The organism is Mycobacterium adipatum (genome assembly GCF_001644575.1).
Taxonomy (GTDB): domain Bacteria; phylum Actinomycetota; class Actinomycetes; order Mycobacteriales; family Mycobacteriaceae; genus Mycobacterium; species Mycobacterium adipatum.
In genome coordinates this window covers 849,610-867,254 of record NZ_CP015596.1, presented here as the reverse complement: position 1 = coordinate 867,254, position 17,645 = coordinate 849,610, and the positions used below count along the sequence as shown (strand labels likewise).

The 17,645-nt window shown below is 61.4% G+C and carries 16 protein-coding genes and 2 pseudogenes; 7 read left to right on the top strand and 11 right to left on the bottom strand.

Annotated features, from left to right (window positions below; all coding sequences use genetic code 11):
- Positions 1–33: 33 nt before the first annotated feature.
- Both A7U43_RS03990 and A7U43_RS03980 read left to right on the top strand, forming a co-directional pair.
- Positions 34–1,119: an IS630 family transposase gene (locus tag A7U43_RS03990; protein ID WP_036376233.1), complete on the top strand. Its 1,086-nt coding sequence runs from the start codon at positions 34–36 to the stop codon at positions 1,117–1,119.
- Positions 1,120–1,471: 352 nt separating this feature from the next.
- A protein-coding gene (locus tag A7U43_RS03980; protein WP_156525814.1) for an IS3 family transposase occupies positions 1,472–2,616 on the top strand; the annotation gives its coding sequence in 2 pieces (ribosomal slippage) (positions 1,472–1,739 and positions 1,739–2,616; 1,146 coding nt in all).
- Between the two features lie 255 nt (positions 2,617–2,871).
- Here A7U43_RS03980 and A7U43_RS03975 read toward each other — a convergent pair.
- From A7U43_RS03975 to A7U43_RS03940, 9 genes and pseudogenes are all read right to left on the bottom strand, one after another.
- Positions 2,872–4,134 (bottom strand): transaldolase, encoded by a 1,263-nt coding sequence (locus A7U43_RS03975; protein ID WP_133167750.1) that lies wholly within the window; start codon positions 4,132–4,134, stop codon positions 2,872–2,874.
- Positions 4,135–4,184: 50 nt separating this feature from the next.
- On the bottom strand, positions 4,185–5,168 hold the full coding sequence (locus A7U43_RS03970; protein WP_073908056.1) for a phosphotransferase: 984 nt from the start codon (positions 5,166–5,168) through the stop codon (positions 4,185–4,187).
- A gap of 15 nt (positions 5,169–5,183) precedes the next feature.
- On the bottom strand, positions 5,184–6,377 hold the full coding sequence (locus tag A7U43_RS03965; protein WP_158498048.1) for an ethanolamine utilization protein EutH: 1,194 nt from the start codon (positions 6,375–6,377) through the stop codon (positions 5,184–5,186).
- Between the two features lie 16 nt (positions 6,378–6,393).
- Positions 6,394–7,206 carry an HAD-IA family hydrolase gene (locus A7U43_RS29045; protein ID WP_073908053.1) on the bottom strand — a complete coding sequence of 271 codons (813 nt, stop codon included), beginning with the start codon at positions 7,204–7,206 and terminating at the stop codon, positions 6,394–6,396.
- Positions 7,203–8,060 (bottom strand): class II fructose-bisphosphate aldolase, encoded by an 858-nt coding sequence (locus tag A7U43_RS03955; RefSeq protein ID WP_067991392.1) that lies wholly within the window; start codon positions 8,058–8,060, stop codon positions 7,203–7,205. The genes A7U43_RS29045 and A7U43_RS03955 overlap by 4 nt, the downstream gene beginning before the upstream one ends.
- A 251-nt stretch (positions 8,061–8,311) precedes the next feature.
- Positions 8,312–9,103, bottom strand: coding sequence for an FAD-dependent oxidoreductase (locus tag A7U43_RS03950; RefSeq protein ID WP_067991389.1), 792 nt, complete (start codon positions 9,101–9,103; stop codon positions 8,312–8,314).
- A complete protein-coding gene (locus tag A7U43_RS03945; protein WP_082902014.1) occupies positions 9,096–10,535 on the bottom strand; it encodes an NAD(P)/FAD-dependent oxidoreductase in 1,440 nt (479 codons plus the stop codon). The genes A7U43_RS03950 and A7U43_RS03945 overlap by 8 nt, the downstream gene beginning before the upstream one ends.
- Before the next feature lie 225 nt (positions 10,536–10,760).
- A complete protein-coding gene (locus tag A7U43_RS29040) occupies positions 10,761–11,648 on the bottom strand; it encodes a LysR substrate-binding domain-containing protein (RefSeq protein WP_229480072.1) in 888 nt (295 codons plus the stop codon).
- A 135-nt stretch (positions 11,649–11,783) separates the two neighbouring features.
- Positions 11,784–12,283 (bottom strand): annotated as a pseudogene (locus A7U43_RS03940) (ISL3 family transposase); the annotation flags it as partial.
- Positions 12,284–12,394: 111 nt separating this feature from the next.
- On the opposite strand from A7U43_RS03940, the pseudogene A7U43_RS30260 reads away from it, so the two are divergent.
- Positions 12,395–12,676 (top strand): annotated as a pseudogene (locus tag A7U43_RS30260) (hypothetical protein); the annotation flags it as partial.
- Positions 12,677–12,789: 113 nt separating this feature from the next.
- Complete coding sequence (locus A7U43_RS03930; RefSeq protein WP_052545499.1) at positions 12,790–14,112, top strand: ISL3 family transposase; 1,323 nt, start codon at positions 12,790–12,792, stop codon at positions 14,110–14,112.
- Between the two features lie 7 nt (positions 14,113–14,119).
- Here the strand turns inward: A7U43_RS03930 and A7U43_RS03925 are convergent, their stop codons facing one another.
- The gene (locus tag A7U43_RS03925) at positions 14,120–14,821 is read right to left on the bottom strand and encodes a plasmid pRiA4b ORF-3 family protein (protein ID WP_052543539.1); all 702 of its coding nucleotides are present in this window, start codon (positions 14,819–14,821) and stop codon (positions 14,120–14,122) included.
- Between the two features lie 470 nt (positions 14,822–15,291).
- Between A7U43_RS03925 and A7U43_RS30605 the strand changes: the two genes are divergently transcribed.
- The 3 genes from A7U43_RS30605 (at position 15,292) to A7U43_RS03920 (ending at position 16,786) form a co-directional block, all read left to right on the top strand.
- Positions 15,292–15,594 carry an SDR family NAD(P)-dependent oxidoreductase gene (locus A7U43_RS30605; RefSeq protein WP_084182408.1) on the top strand — a complete coding sequence of 101 codons (303 nt, stop codon included), beginning with the start codon at positions 15,292–15,294 and terminating at the stop codon, positions 15,592–15,594.
- Positions 15,591–16,079: an SDR family NAD(P)-dependent oxidoreductase gene (locus A7U43_RS30600; protein ID WP_306666500.1), complete on the top strand. Its 489-nt coding sequence runs from the start codon at positions 15,591–15,593 to the stop codon at positions 16,077–16,079. Before A7U43_RS30605 ends, A7U43_RS30600 begins: the two co-directional genes overlap by 4 nt.
- Positions 16,080–16,483: 404 nt before the next feature.
- Positions 16,484–16,786 (top strand): hypothetical protein, encoded by a 303-nt coding sequence (locus A7U43_RS03920; protein WP_067991384.1) that lies wholly within the window; start codon positions 16,484–16,486, stop codon positions 16,784–16,786.
- Here the strand turns inward: A7U43_RS03920 and A7U43_RS03915 are convergent.
- The gene (locus tag A7U43_RS03915; RefSeq protein WP_067991380.1) at positions 16,783–17,631 is read right to left on the bottom strand and encodes a TauD/TfdA dioxygenase family protein; all 849 of its coding nucleotides are present in this window, start codon (positions 17,629–17,631) and stop codon (positions 16,783–16,785) included. The two genes, A7U43_RS03920 and A7U43_RS03915, sit on opposite strands and share 4 nt — an antisense overlap.
- Positions 17,632–17,645 lie beyond the last annotated feature (14 nt).

The window sequence follows — 17,645 nt, the reverse complement described above, 5'->3', positions numbered from 1 at the left end:
TCATTAATTACGGCTCAGTTGTTAGACTGGGTCATGCCCACTCCTCAGGCTGCTGCGATCGTGTTGACCGATACTGAACGTGCCGAGTTGGAGGGGTGGGCGCGGCGTCGGAGCAGTGCGGCGGGGTTGGCACTGCGGTCGCGAATTGTGTTGGCGGCTGCCGACGGCGGGTCCAACACAGAGTTGGCGGCCAACCTGGGGGTCTCGCGGTCAACGGTGAAACGGTGGCGCAATCGGTTCGTGGAGTTGCGCTGTGACGGCCTGCTCGACGAACCGCGTCCAGGCCGGCCGCGGGTCGTGGGTGACGAGCAGATCAAGGCGTTGATCACCCAGACGCTGGAGTCTGCTCCCAAGGACGCTACGCACTGGTCGACGCGGTCGATGGCCGAGCATCTCGGGTTGAGTCAATCGATGGTCTCCCGTGTCTGGCGGGCGTTCGGATTGGCGCCGCACAAACAGGACTCGTGGAAGCTGTCGAAAGATCCCTTGTTCGTGGAGAAGGTCCGTGACGTCGTCGGGCTCTACCTCGACCCGCCCGAACGCGCGGTGGTGCTGTGTGTGGATGAGAAAACCCAGATCCAGGCACTCAATCGCACCGCGCCGGTGTTCCCGATGCTGCCAGGCACCCCGGCGCGTGCCAGCCACGACTACGTCCGTCACGGTACGTCGAGCCTGTACGCGGCGTTGGATCTGGCCACCGGCCAGGTCATCGGCTCGCTTCACGCCCGGCACCGTAGCCAGGAATTCCTGGCCTTCCTCAAAAAGATCGACGCCGAAGTCCCCGCCGATCTGGACTGCCACGTCGTCCTCGACAACGCCTCCACCCACAAGACGCCGGCGGTAAAGCGTTGGCTGACAAACCATCCCCGGTTCGTCCTGCACTTCACACCGACAAGCTCCAGCTGGCTCAACCTCGTCGAACGCTGGATCGCGGAACTGACTACCAAGAAACTGCGCCGCGGAACCCACACCTCGGTACGCCAACTCAACGCCGACATCCGCGCCTGGATCCAGCACTGGAACAACAACCCCCGGCCCTACGTCTGGACCAAGACCGCCGACCAAATCCTGGCCAACATCGCCAACTACTGCACCCGAATTAATGACTCAGGACACTAGGTAAACCCCACCCGAAGCAAGGCCAAGAAGGCCGCAACCTGGTTGTGGCTGCGCAAGCGTTCAAGGGCTGCTCGCCCGAGTTTGCGGGTAGGCCGCTTGAGGCACCCGGCGACGGTGTGTCCAGATGGATGGTCGCCACCTCGCCGGAAGATCCCGGCGAGGTACAGAATCCGGCTTACAGGCCAACTCGTCCCACCGCTATTCACCACGCGATATATGGACGCTGAATCCCTCTGCTACGCAGCGACCACGCACGGCAGCTTACGATCCGGCTGGCGTGTTCCCGCTGAATGAGTCCGACCAGTTTTAGAGTCCTGTGGCCCGATGTCGGGCCAGAAGGGACGATGAACACATGGCTGGTCGGAAGCGGAATTCCGCGGAGGACATCGTGCGCAAGCTGCGCCGGGCAGATGAGTTGGCTGCCGAAGGTAAGACCGGTGAGGAGATCGCCGCCGAGCTGCAGGTCTCGCCGGCGACGCTGTACAACTGGCGGCGCACGTACGGCGGCATGGACACCGACGCCGCCAAGGAACTCAAGGAGCTGCGCGATCAGAACGCCCGCCTCAAGCGGCTGCTGGCCGACGCCGAACTTGAGAAGGACGCCCTGCGGGAGGTCGCTAAGGGAAAATTCTGAGCCCAGCTGCCAAGCGCCGCGCCGTGGACATGCTCAAGGAGACCTTGGGCATGTCGGAACGGTTGGCGTGCAAAGCTGTTGGGCTGGCCCGCTCTACCTACCGTCGCCTGCCGTTGGCGCAGACTCCGACCGATCCGGATGCCGACATGAGGGCTTGGCTGCGCGGCTACGCCACCAAACACCCGTGCCACGGGTTTCGGCGTGCTTGGGCGGCGTTGCGCTACGACGAGCGCCGTGAGGTCAATAAGAAGAAGATCCACCGGCTCTGGCGCGAAGAAGGCCTACAGGTCAAGGTCGTCTCGCCCCGCAAGCGGGCCGGGGTGTCCTCAGTGCCGCCGATCCTCGCCGATGCGCCGAAGGTGGTGTGGGCGATCGACTTCCAGTTCGACTCCACCATCGACGGTAAGGCCATCAAGATCGCGTCGATGATCGACGAGCACACCCGCGAATCGCTACTGAATGTGGTGGAGCGCTCGATCACTGGCGAGCGGCTGGTCGAGGAACTCACGAAGGTGTTCGCCGCTCGTGGCGGCCCACCGAAGGTGCTTCGGATGGACAATGGACCGGAGATGGTTTCTCAAGCGCTGCAACGGTTCTGCGAAAACAAGACCGGAATGGTGTACATCCCGCCGGGTTGCCCGTGGGACAACGGCTACATCGAATCGTTCAACAACCGACTCCGGAAGGAATGCCTCAACCGCAACTACTGGAACACGCTGTTCGAGGCCCGCGTGGTCATCGGCGACTTCAAGCACGAACACAACCATCGACACCGCCACTCGGCCCTGGGCTACCGCACACCGGCCGAGTACGCTGCGGCGTGCAGGTGCACCCATACCCCGGTGGCCTGCAGCATCAACTGAGAACGGATTACACCAACCCGACTCCAAAACCGGGTGGACTCAGTAACGGGGACTCGTCACGGCTATGAAACATTCGGTGAGGTCAGGTGTCGAAGACCAGTGGCACCGGGCACGCCGCAAGCGGACGGGCAGGTGTTCTGCCCCGTAGCCAACTGGGGTTCCCCAGAAAAGTGCAGCGCGGCGGAACACGTGGAGAGTTGTTTACGACTCCACACCTATCCGGTGCCCGGGGTCAAACCCCGCCCTTCTCGCCACTCAACTCGCGGAAGAAGGCACTCGTGACACACTTCCTTCGCACGCCTTCAAAAATCTCTGTTGATAGCTGATGACATGGGGGCTGCTCGCCCAGCGCGCCAAATAGCGTGGATCAGTCGTGAGTAACACGCGATCCTGGAGATCGATGAACTCTGGCTCGACCAGCATCGACATCACCATCGGGAACAGCGTGTCTCCGTCGAGAGAACAGACGATCAATCGTGAATCAGGCAGATTTGATGCGCGCAGCCAGCGCACTGAGGCACGAGCGCTGTCCAAGCCATCGCTGCTTTCATTGTGGCGATAAGCCACCATCCGCTTGGCCTGAGACAGGGTTTCAAGGAGGTCGAGTTCAGCGTCGCCCTTACCCAAGTAGTGGTTCGCAATCAAGTACTGCCGAAGTTCTCTGATGAACCAGGAATCCTCAGTGGCTTCGAATGCGGCCAGCAACCCCGATATACGACGCGTGGCACTGAGCCGGTTACGTATGAAAGCGTTGATGAAATATGGCCGGATCTGCAATGCGAGAGGTGTCTGATACGGCTCGAACATAAGCGTGAAGTTGACGCGGTGACCCAACTCATGCAGCTTGTGCGCCAAGGAATGTCCGCGTAGGAGATCCTCGGGAGATCCGTCATAGTATCGGTTGTTCAGTAGACCATCGCCAGTCAGGAGCTGACTCGAAGCTGAGGGTGAGATCGCTCCTGTATGAGGGACTTTGACCACCAGGCGGTAGCGCGACAGGATATCCTCGTACATCTGAATCTCGTCGAGTATCTTGGCGAAGTCCTGTTCGTACGGATCGTGGAGTTCGACGGAGATGTCACACCCGGGGCCGACCTCGTCTCCTATTGCCTGTAACACTTCGTTGAGATCAGAGAATTGGCCGCCAACGTTGGCCTCCGGGTTGTTGAGAAAAAGGTCGTAGACGATCCCCGGATTGCAGGTCACATTGGCAATCAGATCGCGACATTCGGCGATTTCGTACGGGTTGGCAGAGTCTGCCGAGAACAGCAATGACGTCGGCCTACGTTGCCCATCCCGGGCATAGCCGATATCGCGAACGAGATCCAGGGTGACAGAGTGTGTCCCGGTGGTCTCCACACGGAAACCGGCTGGTGTGGATTCTCGCTTCGGCTCGAACAGATCAACAACCTCGCGGAAGCGAGCAGAGACATTCACCGCCGAACCAGTCTCGACCTGCGCCAGGATCGAGGGGTGAACTGCGTGAACGTATTCCGAGGCCCCCGACTCGACCCGCAACTGTCGTTCCCTGATCACTGTGGCGGAGTCGAGGTTTGGGTGAAGGGATGTTACGAGCACTGCACTTCCTTTATCTCAGTGGTGGCTTTTACCAGACTTAGGCTGTCTTGGAACGCTTTGCTGGCGGCGATGTCGTCCAGGCGCGTCATACAGGCGCGGCTATAGGCGGAATGGTCGAACTCGGTGAAGTGCGTGGTGCTGGCCGCCGCCGCCCATAGCGCCTCGCGCAAGCGGCTGTGGAAGCGATACATTCGCAGAGCCGCGAGCAGATATTCGAGTGAATCCCCCGTCGAGTTGTACTCGTCGGCGAATTGGCGTTCCTCGACGGCACTCAACTCCCACTTCTCGGCAAAATCACCACAATCGAAGAACCTGTCTCCGCCGCCCGCATACTCCCAATCGATGAGGCTTACGCCCGACTGCGAGACCAGCACGTTGCCAACCGAAAGGTCTGCGTGTAGCAAGCAGGGTTCGTACGTGCCTCGAGCCCGCTGGCAGCGCCTACTCAATTCGATCGCCCACGTGAAGGGAGCGGACGCCTGCGGGATCAATTCCTCGACCCTCCGGAATAGCCACTCAGCGCCATCGAACGGGTCCGAGATGTAGTTTCGCAACCGAGTCCCGCGGGTGTTCTTATGCAGTCGAGACAATGCGGCGGCAGCCAGGGTGATTACCCGCGAGCGGTCTTCGGGTCCGGATGCGCCGGCGTTCTCGAGGAAGTCAGTGATCAGAGCACATGGATCGCCTTGTCGCCATGCCACGAGTTTCGGGCCCAGCTTCAGTTCTTCGACAATCGGCATTACCTGCTTCTGAGTGTGGCGGTTGATTCCGATACGCGCTGCGAGCTCGTTGGAGAGCAACAGTTGAACGGCGAAATCCTCTTGTGCGCCACTGGAATCTGATTCGACGGTGACCCGCCAATTACGATTCGTCATGCCGCCGTCTAGCGCGACCGACTTCCAGGGTCGGCTCGGCCATTGCGCTCGAACGACGGTTTCCAAGTCACGCTGTGCGGTGGAATCTGAGTTAGTCATGGGTCGCCCTGGCCGCTACGCGTGTGTGCCGGAGTCGAGGAACGGTTCGTCCTTCTGAGCCAATCGCTCAGCGGTGGGTACCGCGATGTAGCGTGCCAGGACGATGGCGAGAATGGCCGCAGTCAGCTTTCCTACGAGCACAGCGCCGATCAAGTTTGGCTGGAAGTTGGCCGTGAATGACAGGTGATCGCCCAGCAAGAAGCCACCACATACCACGAACGCGATCGATATCACCTTATCCCGCGGCGACATGTTCTTGACGACGTGGAAGAGCGCGAGCGCATTTGCAGCACCGCCGAGCATTCCGGTGACTCCGGTTTCGCCGATTCCTACCCGATTCCCCAGGCGGCTCAGTGGCCCGGCGAGAAATTTGTTGATCGCGTAGACCATGGGAAACGCACCTGCGAGCATGATTCCGACCGCACCGACGACCTCGAGGGCACGGAAGTGGTCATCCGCCGTGGCAATGATCGGCTCGAATCCCCACGCTCCGAACATCTTCGTGAAGATACCGGTGAAGTACTCGACGATCGACAGTGCGAGGATTATCTTCACGGCCGCATCGATCAGGCGGCCAAAGATGATGAACGCCTTGATCATAAATCCCGGTGCGAACTTCAGTCCGGCGGCGATGGCTACGACGATCAGCAGCAGGGGGAGCAGATTGGCGAGTAGCTCTTGAATGTTGAGGCCGTCAATCACAGTCTCCGAAGGCCCGGTTGTTCGCACATCTCCACGGATGAGCGGACGCGTGATCATTATGATCACCATGGTCACCAAGACCCCGATCGGGATTGTGAGCACGCCCGACATGATGCCCAATGCCATGTATCGCTGGTCGGTCTTCTGTAGCATCGCGAGACCAACGGGGACGGTGAACACAATCGTCGCACCGGCCATGAACCCTGTCACCATTGCCGTGATCCACGCTCCGCTATCACCCGCCGTAGCGAAGGCAAGTTGATACCCGCCCATATCGGAAGCGATGAATGTGGTTGCCGCGATCGAAGGGTCGGCCCCCAATGCTTGCCAGATCGGCCCGGCGCCCTTCTCGACCGCGGTGGTCAGGTATGGGATGGACGCCATGATCCCCGCTACCGGGACGAACAAGTGGCCGATGGAATGAATACCTTGAAGAAATTCCTTCCCAATTCCGGAATCACTGTTACGTATCGCAAATGCAGCACCGATGAGGACGAACGCCATCATGGTGTAGAGAACTATGTTACTGACTATTTGCATGACCCCTCACTTCTGTATGCGGAGCCTTGACGTTCAGGAGTTCTAATAGATGTCTGTATTCGACTACTCCGTCAGTCATGCTCTCGTCCAAACCTTTCCCAGCGTTCTGTATCGGTTGGCCCGGGTCTCCGAGCTCGCTGACGACCACTGCTGCAGCGCTGAGATCTTCATGGATCGTGTAAGTGCTTGGTGTCGCGATTACAGCAGTGATGCCGGCTGTGAGCGCCGCCTGTACACCTATCGCGGAGTCCTCGACAACAACTGCGTCCCCGGCCTTGACGCCCAACCGATTGAGGGCAAGCAGATAAATGTCCGGTGCAGGCTTCTTCAGCTGAACATCATCGCCCGCGCACACAGTGAAGTGGCCGGCCAGGTCCGCTCCCATCACCTTGTTCAGGACCGCACGGACTGATTCGTGCGCAGAGGTCGACGCGACTGCGAGTAGCCAACCTTGTCGAAGCGCTTCGCGAGACAACCGTCGAACGCCGGAGCGAGCCTTAATTGCACCAGAGTCGAGCAATTCGACATATAGTTCGGTCTTTCGCCGATGCCATGTCGCGATCAGGGTTTCGAGTTCGATTCCATTGGTGAGTTCGTGTTGCTCGAGGAATTCTCGGGATAGGAGAGCGCGTAGCCGCTCCTTGCCGCCGCCGACCTGCAGAGCCTGCCGGTAAGTCTCGTCGGTCCACTGGAATGCGACTTTGTTTTCCGCAAAAACCCTATTGAACGCGACTCGATGGCCGTCCCGTTCGGTGTCGGCAAGAACACCATCGCAGTCGAGAATAAGCGCTTTCACGACGACACCGAGCCGGCACTGCCGAACTGTCGGATGTAGTGGACCACGATCTGTTGAAGGTCTTGCCGTACTTGCGCGATTACTGTCAGCGGTTCCGCGGCCGAGGGGTGCGCAGTGAGATAATTTCGGTATCCCTCGATAAAGGCACGCTTCAATGCGGTCGAAATGTTGACCTTTGCACACCCCGCGGCGATCAGTTCGCCGAATTGTTCTGCAGAGAGTCCCGATCCGCCGTGCAAGGCCATAGGGATGTTTGTGGCGGCGACGAGATCCCGGACCCGCTGGATATCCAGCTGGGGCTCTTGCTTATAGAGGCCGTGTGCGTTTCCGATGGCTGGTGCGAAACAGTCGATCCCGGTGACATTGATGAACTCGATGACCTTCTCGAGCGGGTACAGAGTAGGAGCGTCGTCGCTGCCGATGCCGTCCTCGACGCCTTGGATTCCCTCGACCTCGCCTTCGACGTTCACCCCGCGGGCGTGAGCTTCCTCCACCACCTCTTTGGTCTGGGCAGTCGCCTCGCCCAACGACAAGTGGGATGCATCGAACAACACCGAATCCCAGCCCTCGCGGATGCATTCTGAGATGACACCCCGGTCCGGGCAGTGGTCCAGGTGCAGTGACACCGGCGATCCGGAAGCTGAGGATACCAGCTTGAAATGATCCGATAGGCGCCTTGCGCCAATGGATTTCACTGTCTTCACAGATGTCTGGATGATGATCGGCGCTTTCTCTGCCTCTGCAGCCTCAACGGCGGTTCGCAATGTCAACTCATCAAAGACATTGAGCCCCAGGACGCCGTAGTGACCGGCCAGCGCCGCACTGACGATCTCGTTGAAAATGTTGCTTGCCAATTTATTTCGTCCGTTTCGAGGAGGTTGACCAGCGTCCGATACCGAAGGCGGCCAGCGGTACAACGCCCAGAACTGCCAGAACGACGGACACCAGTGGTAGATCGGATCTCTCTAGCGTGACCTCGGATCGCCACGCACCCAGCGAGGCCTTCACGACAATACGGCGGTCTTGGATATGGACACCGTCGACGGTTACGGGGAATCTCCCTACGGGCGACAAGACTTGCATGATCTTCTCCAGTGTTCGTGCCTCAGCGGAGGCGGCTGTCTATTTGACGGACGGTTTCGGTCGCCACAGCCAGCGACTCGTGATCTGTCTTTGGATCCGCCGTTGAAAAGCACTCGTAGACCGTCGGAGCGTCGGAGAACACGGCTCCCTCGATGTTGCGCATAGGAATTCGCCCGGCGGCCAGGATCACCGAGTCCGCGTGAAGCTCTACAGGACCGTCCGCAGTCTCGATCACGAGAGTGTGAAGGCGCGGAAAGCCAAGCACGGCTTTGGGAGTCGCCTGGTCGTATACCTGCACGCCTGCTTGCCATACACCTGTTCCCGGCCCGGCAGTCACCACGGTCACTCGCTCAGCACCCTTGCTCAGCAGCTTGCTGCTCAGGTGATGCGCCAACTCGCCGGCACCGATAACGACGGGTCGACGGCCAGGCAGTAAGCCGGCGTCCAGAAAGTGAAGGGCTGCTGATCCCGGCAACACGCCACTTCCTCGCTCACCACCGATGTTGAGCTCAGCTCGGGTTCGGGGTCGCGTTCCAGTCGCGAGAACGAGCGCTGTGATAGCGGTGCTGGTGGCGCCGTCGATACCCAGTGTCGACAGGCTTCCGTTACGGTATTCGACTGCCAGCGTGCCCAAGACCAGCTTGACACCCGCGGCTTGTGCCGCTTTGACCAGTGTCGCCGCATCGCGCTCAGGCTCCTGCCCCCCGGCCTGTGGGAGTCGTTCCACCAGAGTCACCGTCAACCCTCGTTCGGCCAGCATCCGGGACGCGTGAAGTCCACAGCGGCCACCGCCGGCCACCATCACGTCAGTCATTGGTGTTTCCCACCCCCAAGTCGGAGCCTTCTTCGTGATATGGGATCTGCCAGGGCTCATGGCCCGTGTAGAGCGAGGTGATGAACGAAACACCGGACAGACACGCTGAACCTTGGCACCGGCCCCATGTTGCGTGTGTTCGGCGGGCGACGCCGGCGATCGACGTCGCGGGCAAAGGCGATGACAGCGCTTGGTGAATATCAGCCGCAGTGACCTTCTCGCACGCGCAGATGACGGTGCGCCCGAGCGGGTCGGCGGCTGCGCGTGCACAATCCAGGTCCTGCCAGAGCGGGCTAGAGTAACTCAGGGTGCGAACAGGATTCGGCGCCGCATGGGTGCTAAGGCCTCGTTCCCAGAGCAGGGTGGTCACGTACGGGCCAATCCCCGGCGAAGCCGAGACGCCAGTGGAGCGAATTCCGGCGACTTGCAAGAGATTCTCGGCAGACTCCGACCATCCGATGCGATAGGTCGGATCGGAATTGGCGCGCACGCCGGCAAAACGTTTGGTCACATAGCTCAAGTCGATAGACGGCATCATGTCCATGCACCGACGCAGGACGGCGTCGAGCCCGTCCTCATCCGTTGACCGGTCGAGCTTGTCGTCTTGGTCTTCGGCTGTCGGTCCCAACAACACCGAGCCGTGCGCGGTGGGCAGCACCATCGGGCCGTGCCCAAGCTTCCCCGGGACCCCGGTCAGCATGCCCGGGACCTGGGCGCCGAATTCGCGGTCGAGCAACGCCCACTGTCCGCGTCGCGGCGTGACCGTGAACTCTTCGCCGCCGAGTGCGCGCGACACCTGGTCGGCACCGAGCCCGGCGGCGTTCACCACGAACCTGGGCCGGAAGGTTCGTCGTGAAGTCTCGACGGACAACACCCGGCCGTCGTCGTTCTTCGCGCTCTTGACCGGTTCCGAGAAGTAGAAACGGACACCGTTGAGCGCAGCCTGCTCGGCATAGGCCACCGATAGGCGCACCGAGTCGACCACGCCTTCGTCGGGGATGTGGAGGCCCGCGAGCGTTTTGGTGGACGCGTGCGGTGCCTCCTGAGACACCTCGTCCCCAGTCAGGAGATGGGCGTCGACCCCGTTTTTCTGGGCACGTTCGGCCCACTTCGGCAACTCTTTGACCTCGTCCTCGGTCAATGCGAGCATCGTGATTCCCACACGACGGAAGGCGACACCGAGATCTTCCGCGATCTTCTCCCACTGGGGCGCCGAAGCCAGGATCAGCTGCGCTTCCAGGCTGCCCGGGGCAGCCGACCATCCGCAGTTGGCCACACCACTATTGGCTTTGGACGTCTCTTCTCCGACGTCGTGCCATCGCTCAACCACGGCGACGTCGATGTCGAGGAGCGAGAGCTCCCGCGCGATCGATGTTCCCACCACCCCTGCGCCGATGATCAAGACGTCAACAGCGTTGTCTCGCAACGACAATCTGGCACCTCATTCGATTAAATCTTGGTCCACCCACTGCCCATTTGGACGTCCACCGAAGAATAGGATTAGCCGATATCAAAGGCCAAGGAAACGGCGTCGTATATATGCAAATGGCATATGACCGAGATCGGACCTCGGAATTACCAATAGGTGGACGGTAGCCAACGCGCACATTCACAGCGGGCAGGGTGAAGCGGTGGCCAGCTACGGGCTGGCGACGCCTCAGGTTCCAGATCCCTTGGCGATCGCTTCGGTGAGCAGCGCCTGGAAGTATCGATCAGCGGGTGCCTGGACTACGTTCCGCAATGTCACCGCACGGACATCCCGCTGGCCCCAATCGACCCCCGAGACCGTGAAGTCGACGAGCTCACCGCGCCGTCGCTCATCCGTAATGGCATAAATGGAAACGAACCCGATTCCGGTGCTCTGGCGAGCTACGCGCTTGATCGCGTCGATCGAGCCCATCTCCCACACCGCACCCCAACCCGGATCTGCCGTGTGCAGCCGCAGGGCTTGCGCACGGGTGCTCGAACCATGTTCCTGAACCAACAGTGTTCGAGACTTCAACTGGTCGAGGGAAACGCAGCCATCGGAGGAGATGTCGACTGCGCCGGGACTGCAGATGCCGACGATCTCGTCAGCGCCGATGCTCTCGGAGCGAAGACCGGGCAACTTGGACTCACTGCAGATGATGGCAAGAGTAATCCGCCCCTTGTGTAGCCACTCCATCACGGCTTCAGTCGAACCGACGGAGACCCTCACGGCGACGTCTGGGCAGCGGGCGATGAAAGACGCGACGACAGCGGGCAAGATGTAAGTACCTGGCACCGACGACGCGCCGACGGATAACACTCCCGATCGCAATCCGGCGCGCGCGGCCAGCGTTGATTCACCTGCAGCGAGGCTGGCCAGTGCCTGCGAAGCGCAGCGTGCCAGGATCTGGCCCGCGGGGGTCAGTACCAGTGACCGACCAGAACGTTCGGCTACGGGCTCGCCGGCTGCCGAGTTCAACAGACGTAAATGCTCGCTGGCCGAAGGCTGGCTGATTCCGATGGCAGCAGCCGCTGCGGAGAGGCTCGAAGCCCGATCCAGTTCGATCAGCAACCTCATCCGTGTGGAATCCCACACATCCATCAGTGTCGGCATGACGTCATAGTTCCCTAGTCGGGGCGACATGACCAGCCTGAATCGCTTTGAAGCGCCCGAACCGGCGCTGGCGTGAAGTCGATGAATCTCACGCTGCCTTATCACGCGCACGCCGTCGAAGCGGGCCGGGTCGGCGATCAGCACTCGCTGGCCTTCGGCCAGGACGGCGTTGTTGGCGGTGTTCCACGATACTGCCAAGGCTTCGGCGACGCCGGTGACGGTCAGGTGTTGGCAGACAATGGCTTTGAGCGCCCACTGCAGAGCGCTCCGGGATAGCTTGGCGCGTGGTTCGGCGGCGTTGCTGAGGTCTTGGCGCCACACACGGGCACAGCCGGCGCAGCGGTAGCAACGGATCGTGACCAGCAGTGTGGTGGGGCGCCCGAACGGCTCATGAGCCAGTTCTCGGGTGAGGCTGTCACGGGCACGGCCTTCCTCGCCGCAGCGGCGGACCAGCGGTCCTCGTCGGTGACTCGGCACGCCAGTACCGCGTGATCGGGGTGGACCTGCTGGCCGGTCACCTCCAACCCGAGGTCGTCGAGGCGGCAGAAAGTGGTCAGGTCAGCGCAGGCGAAGCCCGCTCGACCGGTAGCGTTGGGCACGTCGAGGTCTTTCGGATGAGGCGTGTAGGAACCTTCATCTTCGAGAGACCTCGACCCCTATCCGGCAGCGACGCGCCGATCACCTCTACACCCTCAACTGCGAAGAGCCCCTTTACCCGGCTAATCTTGAGCCTCCTGGCGACCGGTATCGCACCGCGCTCCTTCTATTCCGCCGAAAACGCAGAATCCAGGATTACCGCTCACTTTGACGGCCTGCCGGCAGATTTCGTCGCTGCGGCAGTTGCAGCACTTGGCTCACAGTTCGAAGAAGGGTTTCATTCGTACAACGTCGTCAACCCGCATGAAGACGCCGTATCGTTGGATGTCATCGTCGACTGGCTCATTGAAGCGGGCGAGCCGATCCGACGCATCGACCACTATGGTGATTGGTTTATGGGCTCTTCACAGATGAGGGTGTAGAGGTGGTTGGCGCGTCGTTGCCGGGATAGAGGTCGAGGTCTCTCGAAAATGAGGGTTCCTACACTCCTCATCCGAAAGACCTCGACGTGCCTGACGCTACCGGTCGGGCGGGCTTCGCCTGCGCTGACCTGACGACTTTCTGCCGCCTCGACGAACTTGGGCTGCAGGTGACCGGACAACGCCTTGAGCCCGGCCGTGCTGTGCTGGCGTGCCGGGTGACCGACGAGGACCGGTGGTGTCGTCGCTGCGGCGAAGAAGGCATCCCACGCGACAGCCTCACCCGTACTCTGGCCCATGAGCCGTTCGGGTGGCGCCCCACCACACTGCTGGTGACCATCCGTCGCTACCGGTGCGCCGGCTGCGCCCACGTGTGGCGACAAGACACCACCAGGATGGCCGAACCACGTGCCAAGCTGTCGCGGCGTGCTCTGCGGTGGGCGCTGGAAGCCATTGTCTGCCAGCATCTATCCGTGGCTCGCATCGCCGAAGCGCTCGCGGTGTCGTGGAACACCGCCAACAACGCGGTGCTGGCAGAAGGCCGACGGGTGCTGATCGCCGATCCGGCCCGTTTCGACGGCGTGGCGGTGATCGGCGTCGATGAGCACGTCTGGCGGCACACCCGTCGCGGTGACAGGTACGTCACCGTCATCATCGATCTCACCCCTGTGCGTGACGGGACCGGTCCGGCTCGGCTGCTCGACATGGTCGAGGGTCGCTCAAAAAAGGCGTTTCAGGACTGGTTGGCCGAGCGGCCGCAGGACTGGCGTGACGGCGTGGACGTTGTTGCTATGGATGGCTTCTCCGGGTTCAAGACCGCTACCGCCGAGGAACTGCCCGAGGCGGCGACGGTGATGGACCCTTTCCACGTGGTGCGCCTGGCTGGCAACGCCCTCGATGAGTGCCGCCGCCGGGTGCAGCTGGCGACATGTGGGCACCGCGGCCGCAAGTCCGACCCGCTCTACACCTGCCGACGCACCCTGCACACCGGTGCCGATCTGCTCACCGACCGCCAGCGCACCCGGCTGGCCGCCTTGTTCGCCGCCGACGCCCACGCAGAAGTCGAGGCCACCTGGCAGATGTATCAGCGCACCGTGGCCGCGTATCGTGAACCCGACCGCACGAAAGGCCGCACGATGATGGCGGCGCTGATCACCACGCTGAGCACCGGCGTTCCCAAGCCGCTGACCGAACTGATCACCCTGGGACGGACCCTGAAGAAGCGTGCCGCCGACGTGCTGGCCTACTTCGACCGCCCCGGCACCTCCAACGGGCCCACCGAAGCGATCAACGGCCGCCTCGAACACCTGCGCGGATCCGCGCTGGGCTTCCGCAACCTCACCAACTACATCGCCCGGTCACTGCTCGAGACCGGAGGCTTCCGAACTCAGCTCCTTGCACCTCGGCAGTGAAGAGTCCTCAACGCATATTCGACGCGGCCAGAGCGTCATTGGTCTCGGTCACCGAGAAACGATCGGGGTGCCAGCCTCGGGGCAGCCAGTCGCGCATCTCCTGCGCACCCAGCCCCATCGGTGTTGCCCGCGGGTCGTACCCGCCACGAACCCACGCAGCCAATTCCTCATAGCCGCCCAAGCCACCACAATCCTCCGGCGGGCAGGCCATCTTGCCCGCCAGGCACACCGGAGCCGAAGGTGGATCATCGAGAACGTCTTCGACCACCAGCACGTGCTCCCATCCGTCGCCGAAGTCGTAGTCATAGAACAACCGGTCGCCCTTACCGGAGACCACCTGATCCAGGCGCACACCGTCCTCGACGAGACCGTCGTCGCCTTCGCTGAGATCAAATCTGGTGACGAAGTAGGCACGGGTACGCCGGTCCGCCCCGACACCGAACTTATGCAGATGACCGTCCTGCCAGCCCATCGCAACCTGCAGCACGTCATGCAGCTCATCGAGCACGAGGTCACCCGGCAGGACCAGACGACGCCAGATCGGCGGCTTGGCGTACATCAGGTCGACCCGCACCCGGAAACCCCGCACACGCTCCGGCACAGCTCCCACCTCGGGTGTCGGTTCATCGAACACTCCCGCGAACAAATCCCGGCCAGCATCGGCCATCAGCTGTTGCAGCATCGACAGGTCCACACCACCCCCGGACACCGCGCTCTTCCTCTTACTCTTCCGCTTCTCCTCCGGCACACACCCAGCCAACCAGACACCCCAATCACAGGCCGACAGCAGCTGACCGTTCTACACCCTCAATCATGAAGAGCCGGTTTATGCGGTTCGATACTGCTGTCCGCGGACTGCCAGAATCATTACGGAAGTACTCCGTCTACACACTGATGGACGGCTACCGGCAACCGCAAACTGCGCTGAGCGGCTCAGCCGTCCCGGCGGATAAATTTGCCACAGCTCTCCGAGAATCGGGTAATGGCACCTCGTCCATCCCGCACATTACTCCGGGCCTCGTCGCGAAATACGATAGCGGACCTGAGGAAACTTGGCCTGGTGGGACTCGCGTGACCTACCGCTCGTTGTGGCAGTCACTGAGCTGATCATCCTGAGCGCCATCAACAAGTTGACACGGGCGAATAGAAGCAAGCCATTAGTTATATAAGGAGACGCAAATGATACGACCCGGAACTACTGCACTAATTACGGGAGCAAGCGGCGGCATAGGCGCAGAGTTCGCAGCACAGCTCGCTGATCGAGAGGTCGACCTCGTCTTGGTGGCACGTAATACCGATAGGCTCGCTGAAGTCCGCGACGTGCTCAACAAGCGCAAACCTCGCGTCCGTATTGATTTGATAGAAGCCGATTTGTCGACTCCTCAATCGGGAGCGGAGATTTCTCGGCAAGTAGCCTTACTCGACCGGCATATCGATGTTCTGATAAATAACGCGGGCGCAGGTATTCATGGTGATTTTTGACTCAGAATATTGAAACGCATTTAGCGCAAATTCAACTTAATAGTATAACTGTAGTAGACCTGACTGCGCGGTTCCTTCCGGGAATGGTGAAGGCAGGCCACGACCTTGTCATCAACATCGCTTCGACCGCCGCGTTCCAACCAACTCCCAGCATGGCGGTGTATGGAGCAACGAAGGCGTTTGTCCTCTCTTTCACCGAGGCTCTATGGCAGGAAACCCGCGAAGCCGGCGTCCGTGTGTTGACCGTATGCCCGGGACCAACCGAGACCGAGTTTTTCGCACGCTCGGGTGAGCAGTTCATGTCGGAAGCGCGACAGACGCCAAAACAAGTTGTAGACGCTGCCCTTAGTGCTGTTTCTAAGTCCACCCCTACCGTTGTATCGGGTGCACGGAACAGTTTACTTGCCTGCTGTTACCGCTTTATGCCAAGACGGGTCATGCTGAAGGTCACACAACGGATGATGAGGCCAGCAGCCGTTCACTAGTAACACAGGGGTGCGACCCGCGGCAACGAGTCGGGCAGGATTCCAATCAAGCCACCGAAGCAGGACCGGGCCGGCGTTGCCGCCCCCGATCGGATGGACAGATCCTCGGAAGAGCACCCTTCACGGGGGCCCGACGATTCACGAGTCACACCCAATCAGGAGGGCGACAGCGATCCTGTCAGCCAGCACAGGGCCAGCCATGCAAATACTTACAGACGGTTCACACTGCCCGAACACACCCCATAGCCAGGCCCGCAACACCAAAACACCGTGGGCTCCCGATGAAACCCCTTCAGTCCGAACGAACCCACGGGACTGGGACGTATTAACGACTTGTCACCAACCTCAAATGCCTATGCCGAACGCATCATCTTCTGAAGACGTTCTTCGACGACTGGAACGACGTGCAGCTGGCCAACGGCACCGTCGTCTGGACCTCGCCGACCGGGCACGTGTACACCACCGAACCCGAAGGTGCACAATGGTTCGCCGGGCTCGGAGAGCCCACCGGCGAACCCACCGTGAAGGATATCGTGCCGGCCCTCGCCCGACGGTGCATGAAGATGCCCACCCGGGAACGGCCGCGCCACGAGGACACCCGCCGACGCCTCAACGCCGAGCGCCACAGCAACCGAACGCGGCTGGAACAACAAGAACGAGACCACCAGGCCTGGCTCGCCGCCCACGACGAACCCGCACCCTTCTAGACGATGGGTTCGTCCCCGAGCACCGTGGTGCGCAACATCTCTCGGGGCGAGTTCGGCTCGTACGGCGCGGCACGATGCAACACGCCCTGGTTGTCCCAGATCACGGTGTCGCCCACCGACCACGTGTGGCTGTAGACCTTGTCGGGTGTCGTGGAGTGCTCCAGCAGCTCGGCGAGCAGCGCGCGGCCCTCGTCCCGGTCCATACCCACGATGTAGTCCGCGGAGGCGCCGAGCACCAGCGACTTGCGGCCATTGCGGTGGGTCCACACCAACGGATTCTCATGGGTGGGGCGAGCCTTCCAGCGCACCAACTGTTCCGGGGACGGATCGGGGTAGACCCGGCGCTGCGAGGCCTCCAGGGAATGCACCACCCGCAACGAGGCGTACCGCTCCTTCTCTCCGTCGCTCAACGTCTCGTATGCGGCATAGGAATTCGCGAACTCGGTCTCACCGCCGCGGGCGGCCACCTGGATCGCCGACAGCACCGTGGCCTTCTGCGGGCATTCGTCGGGCGCCGACGGTGTGCAACCGTCGATATGCCAGTCGAAGGTCGCCTTGAGGTACTCGGCGGCCTTGTTCTTCGTCTTGTCCAAGGTGATCGGGTAGATCCCGGACACCGGATGGTGCCCGTCGGCGGACCGGTCGATCTCCCCGAGCCGCTCACAGAACGCCACCTGCGCTTCGGGATTCAGATGCAGGTCGTGAAAGACCAGTACCCCGTTGTCCTCCAGCGCCTCCAGCACCGCCGATGCCAGTCCGTCATCGGTGGCCAACCGCTCCGGGTCGACGCCGGTGACTTCGGCTCCCACCGACGCGGTGAGCTTGTTGATGGTGAGCACACTCATGGTGCGTCCTCTCT

What these genes read in the sequence shown, in the direction of transcription:
- A7U43_RS29040 (WP_229480072.1), bottom strand. Translation starts at nt 11,648, where the DNA reads ATGAGGTTGCTGATCGAACTGGATCGGGCTTCGAGCCTCTCCGCAGCG.
- A7U43_RS03970 (WP_073908056.1), bottom strand. Translation starts at nt 5,168, where the DNA reads ATGACTAACTCAGATTCCACCGCACAGCGTGACTTGGAAACCGTCGTT.
- A7U43_RS03950 (WP_067991389.1), bottom strand. Translation starts at nt 9,103, where the DNA reads ATGACTGACGTGATGGTGGCCGGCGGTGGCCGCTGTGGACTTCACGCG.
- A7U43_RS30605 (WP_084182408.1), top strand. Translation starts at nt 15,292, where the DNA reads ATGATACGACCCGGAACTACTGCACTAATTACGGGAGCAAGCGGCGGC.
- A7U43_RS03915 (WP_067991380.1), bottom strand. Translation starts at nt 17,631, where the DNA reads ATGAGTGTGCTCACCATCAACAAGCTCACCGCGTCGGTGGGAGCCGAA.
- A7U43_RS03990 (WP_036376233.1), top strand. Translation starts at nt 34, where the DNA reads ATGCCCACTCCTCAGGCTGCTGCGATCGTGTTGACCGATACTGAACGT.
- A7U43_RS03965 (WP_158498048.1), bottom strand. Translation starts at nt 6,377, where the DNA reads ATGATGGCGTTCGTCCTCATCGGTGCTGCATTTGCGATACGTAACAGT.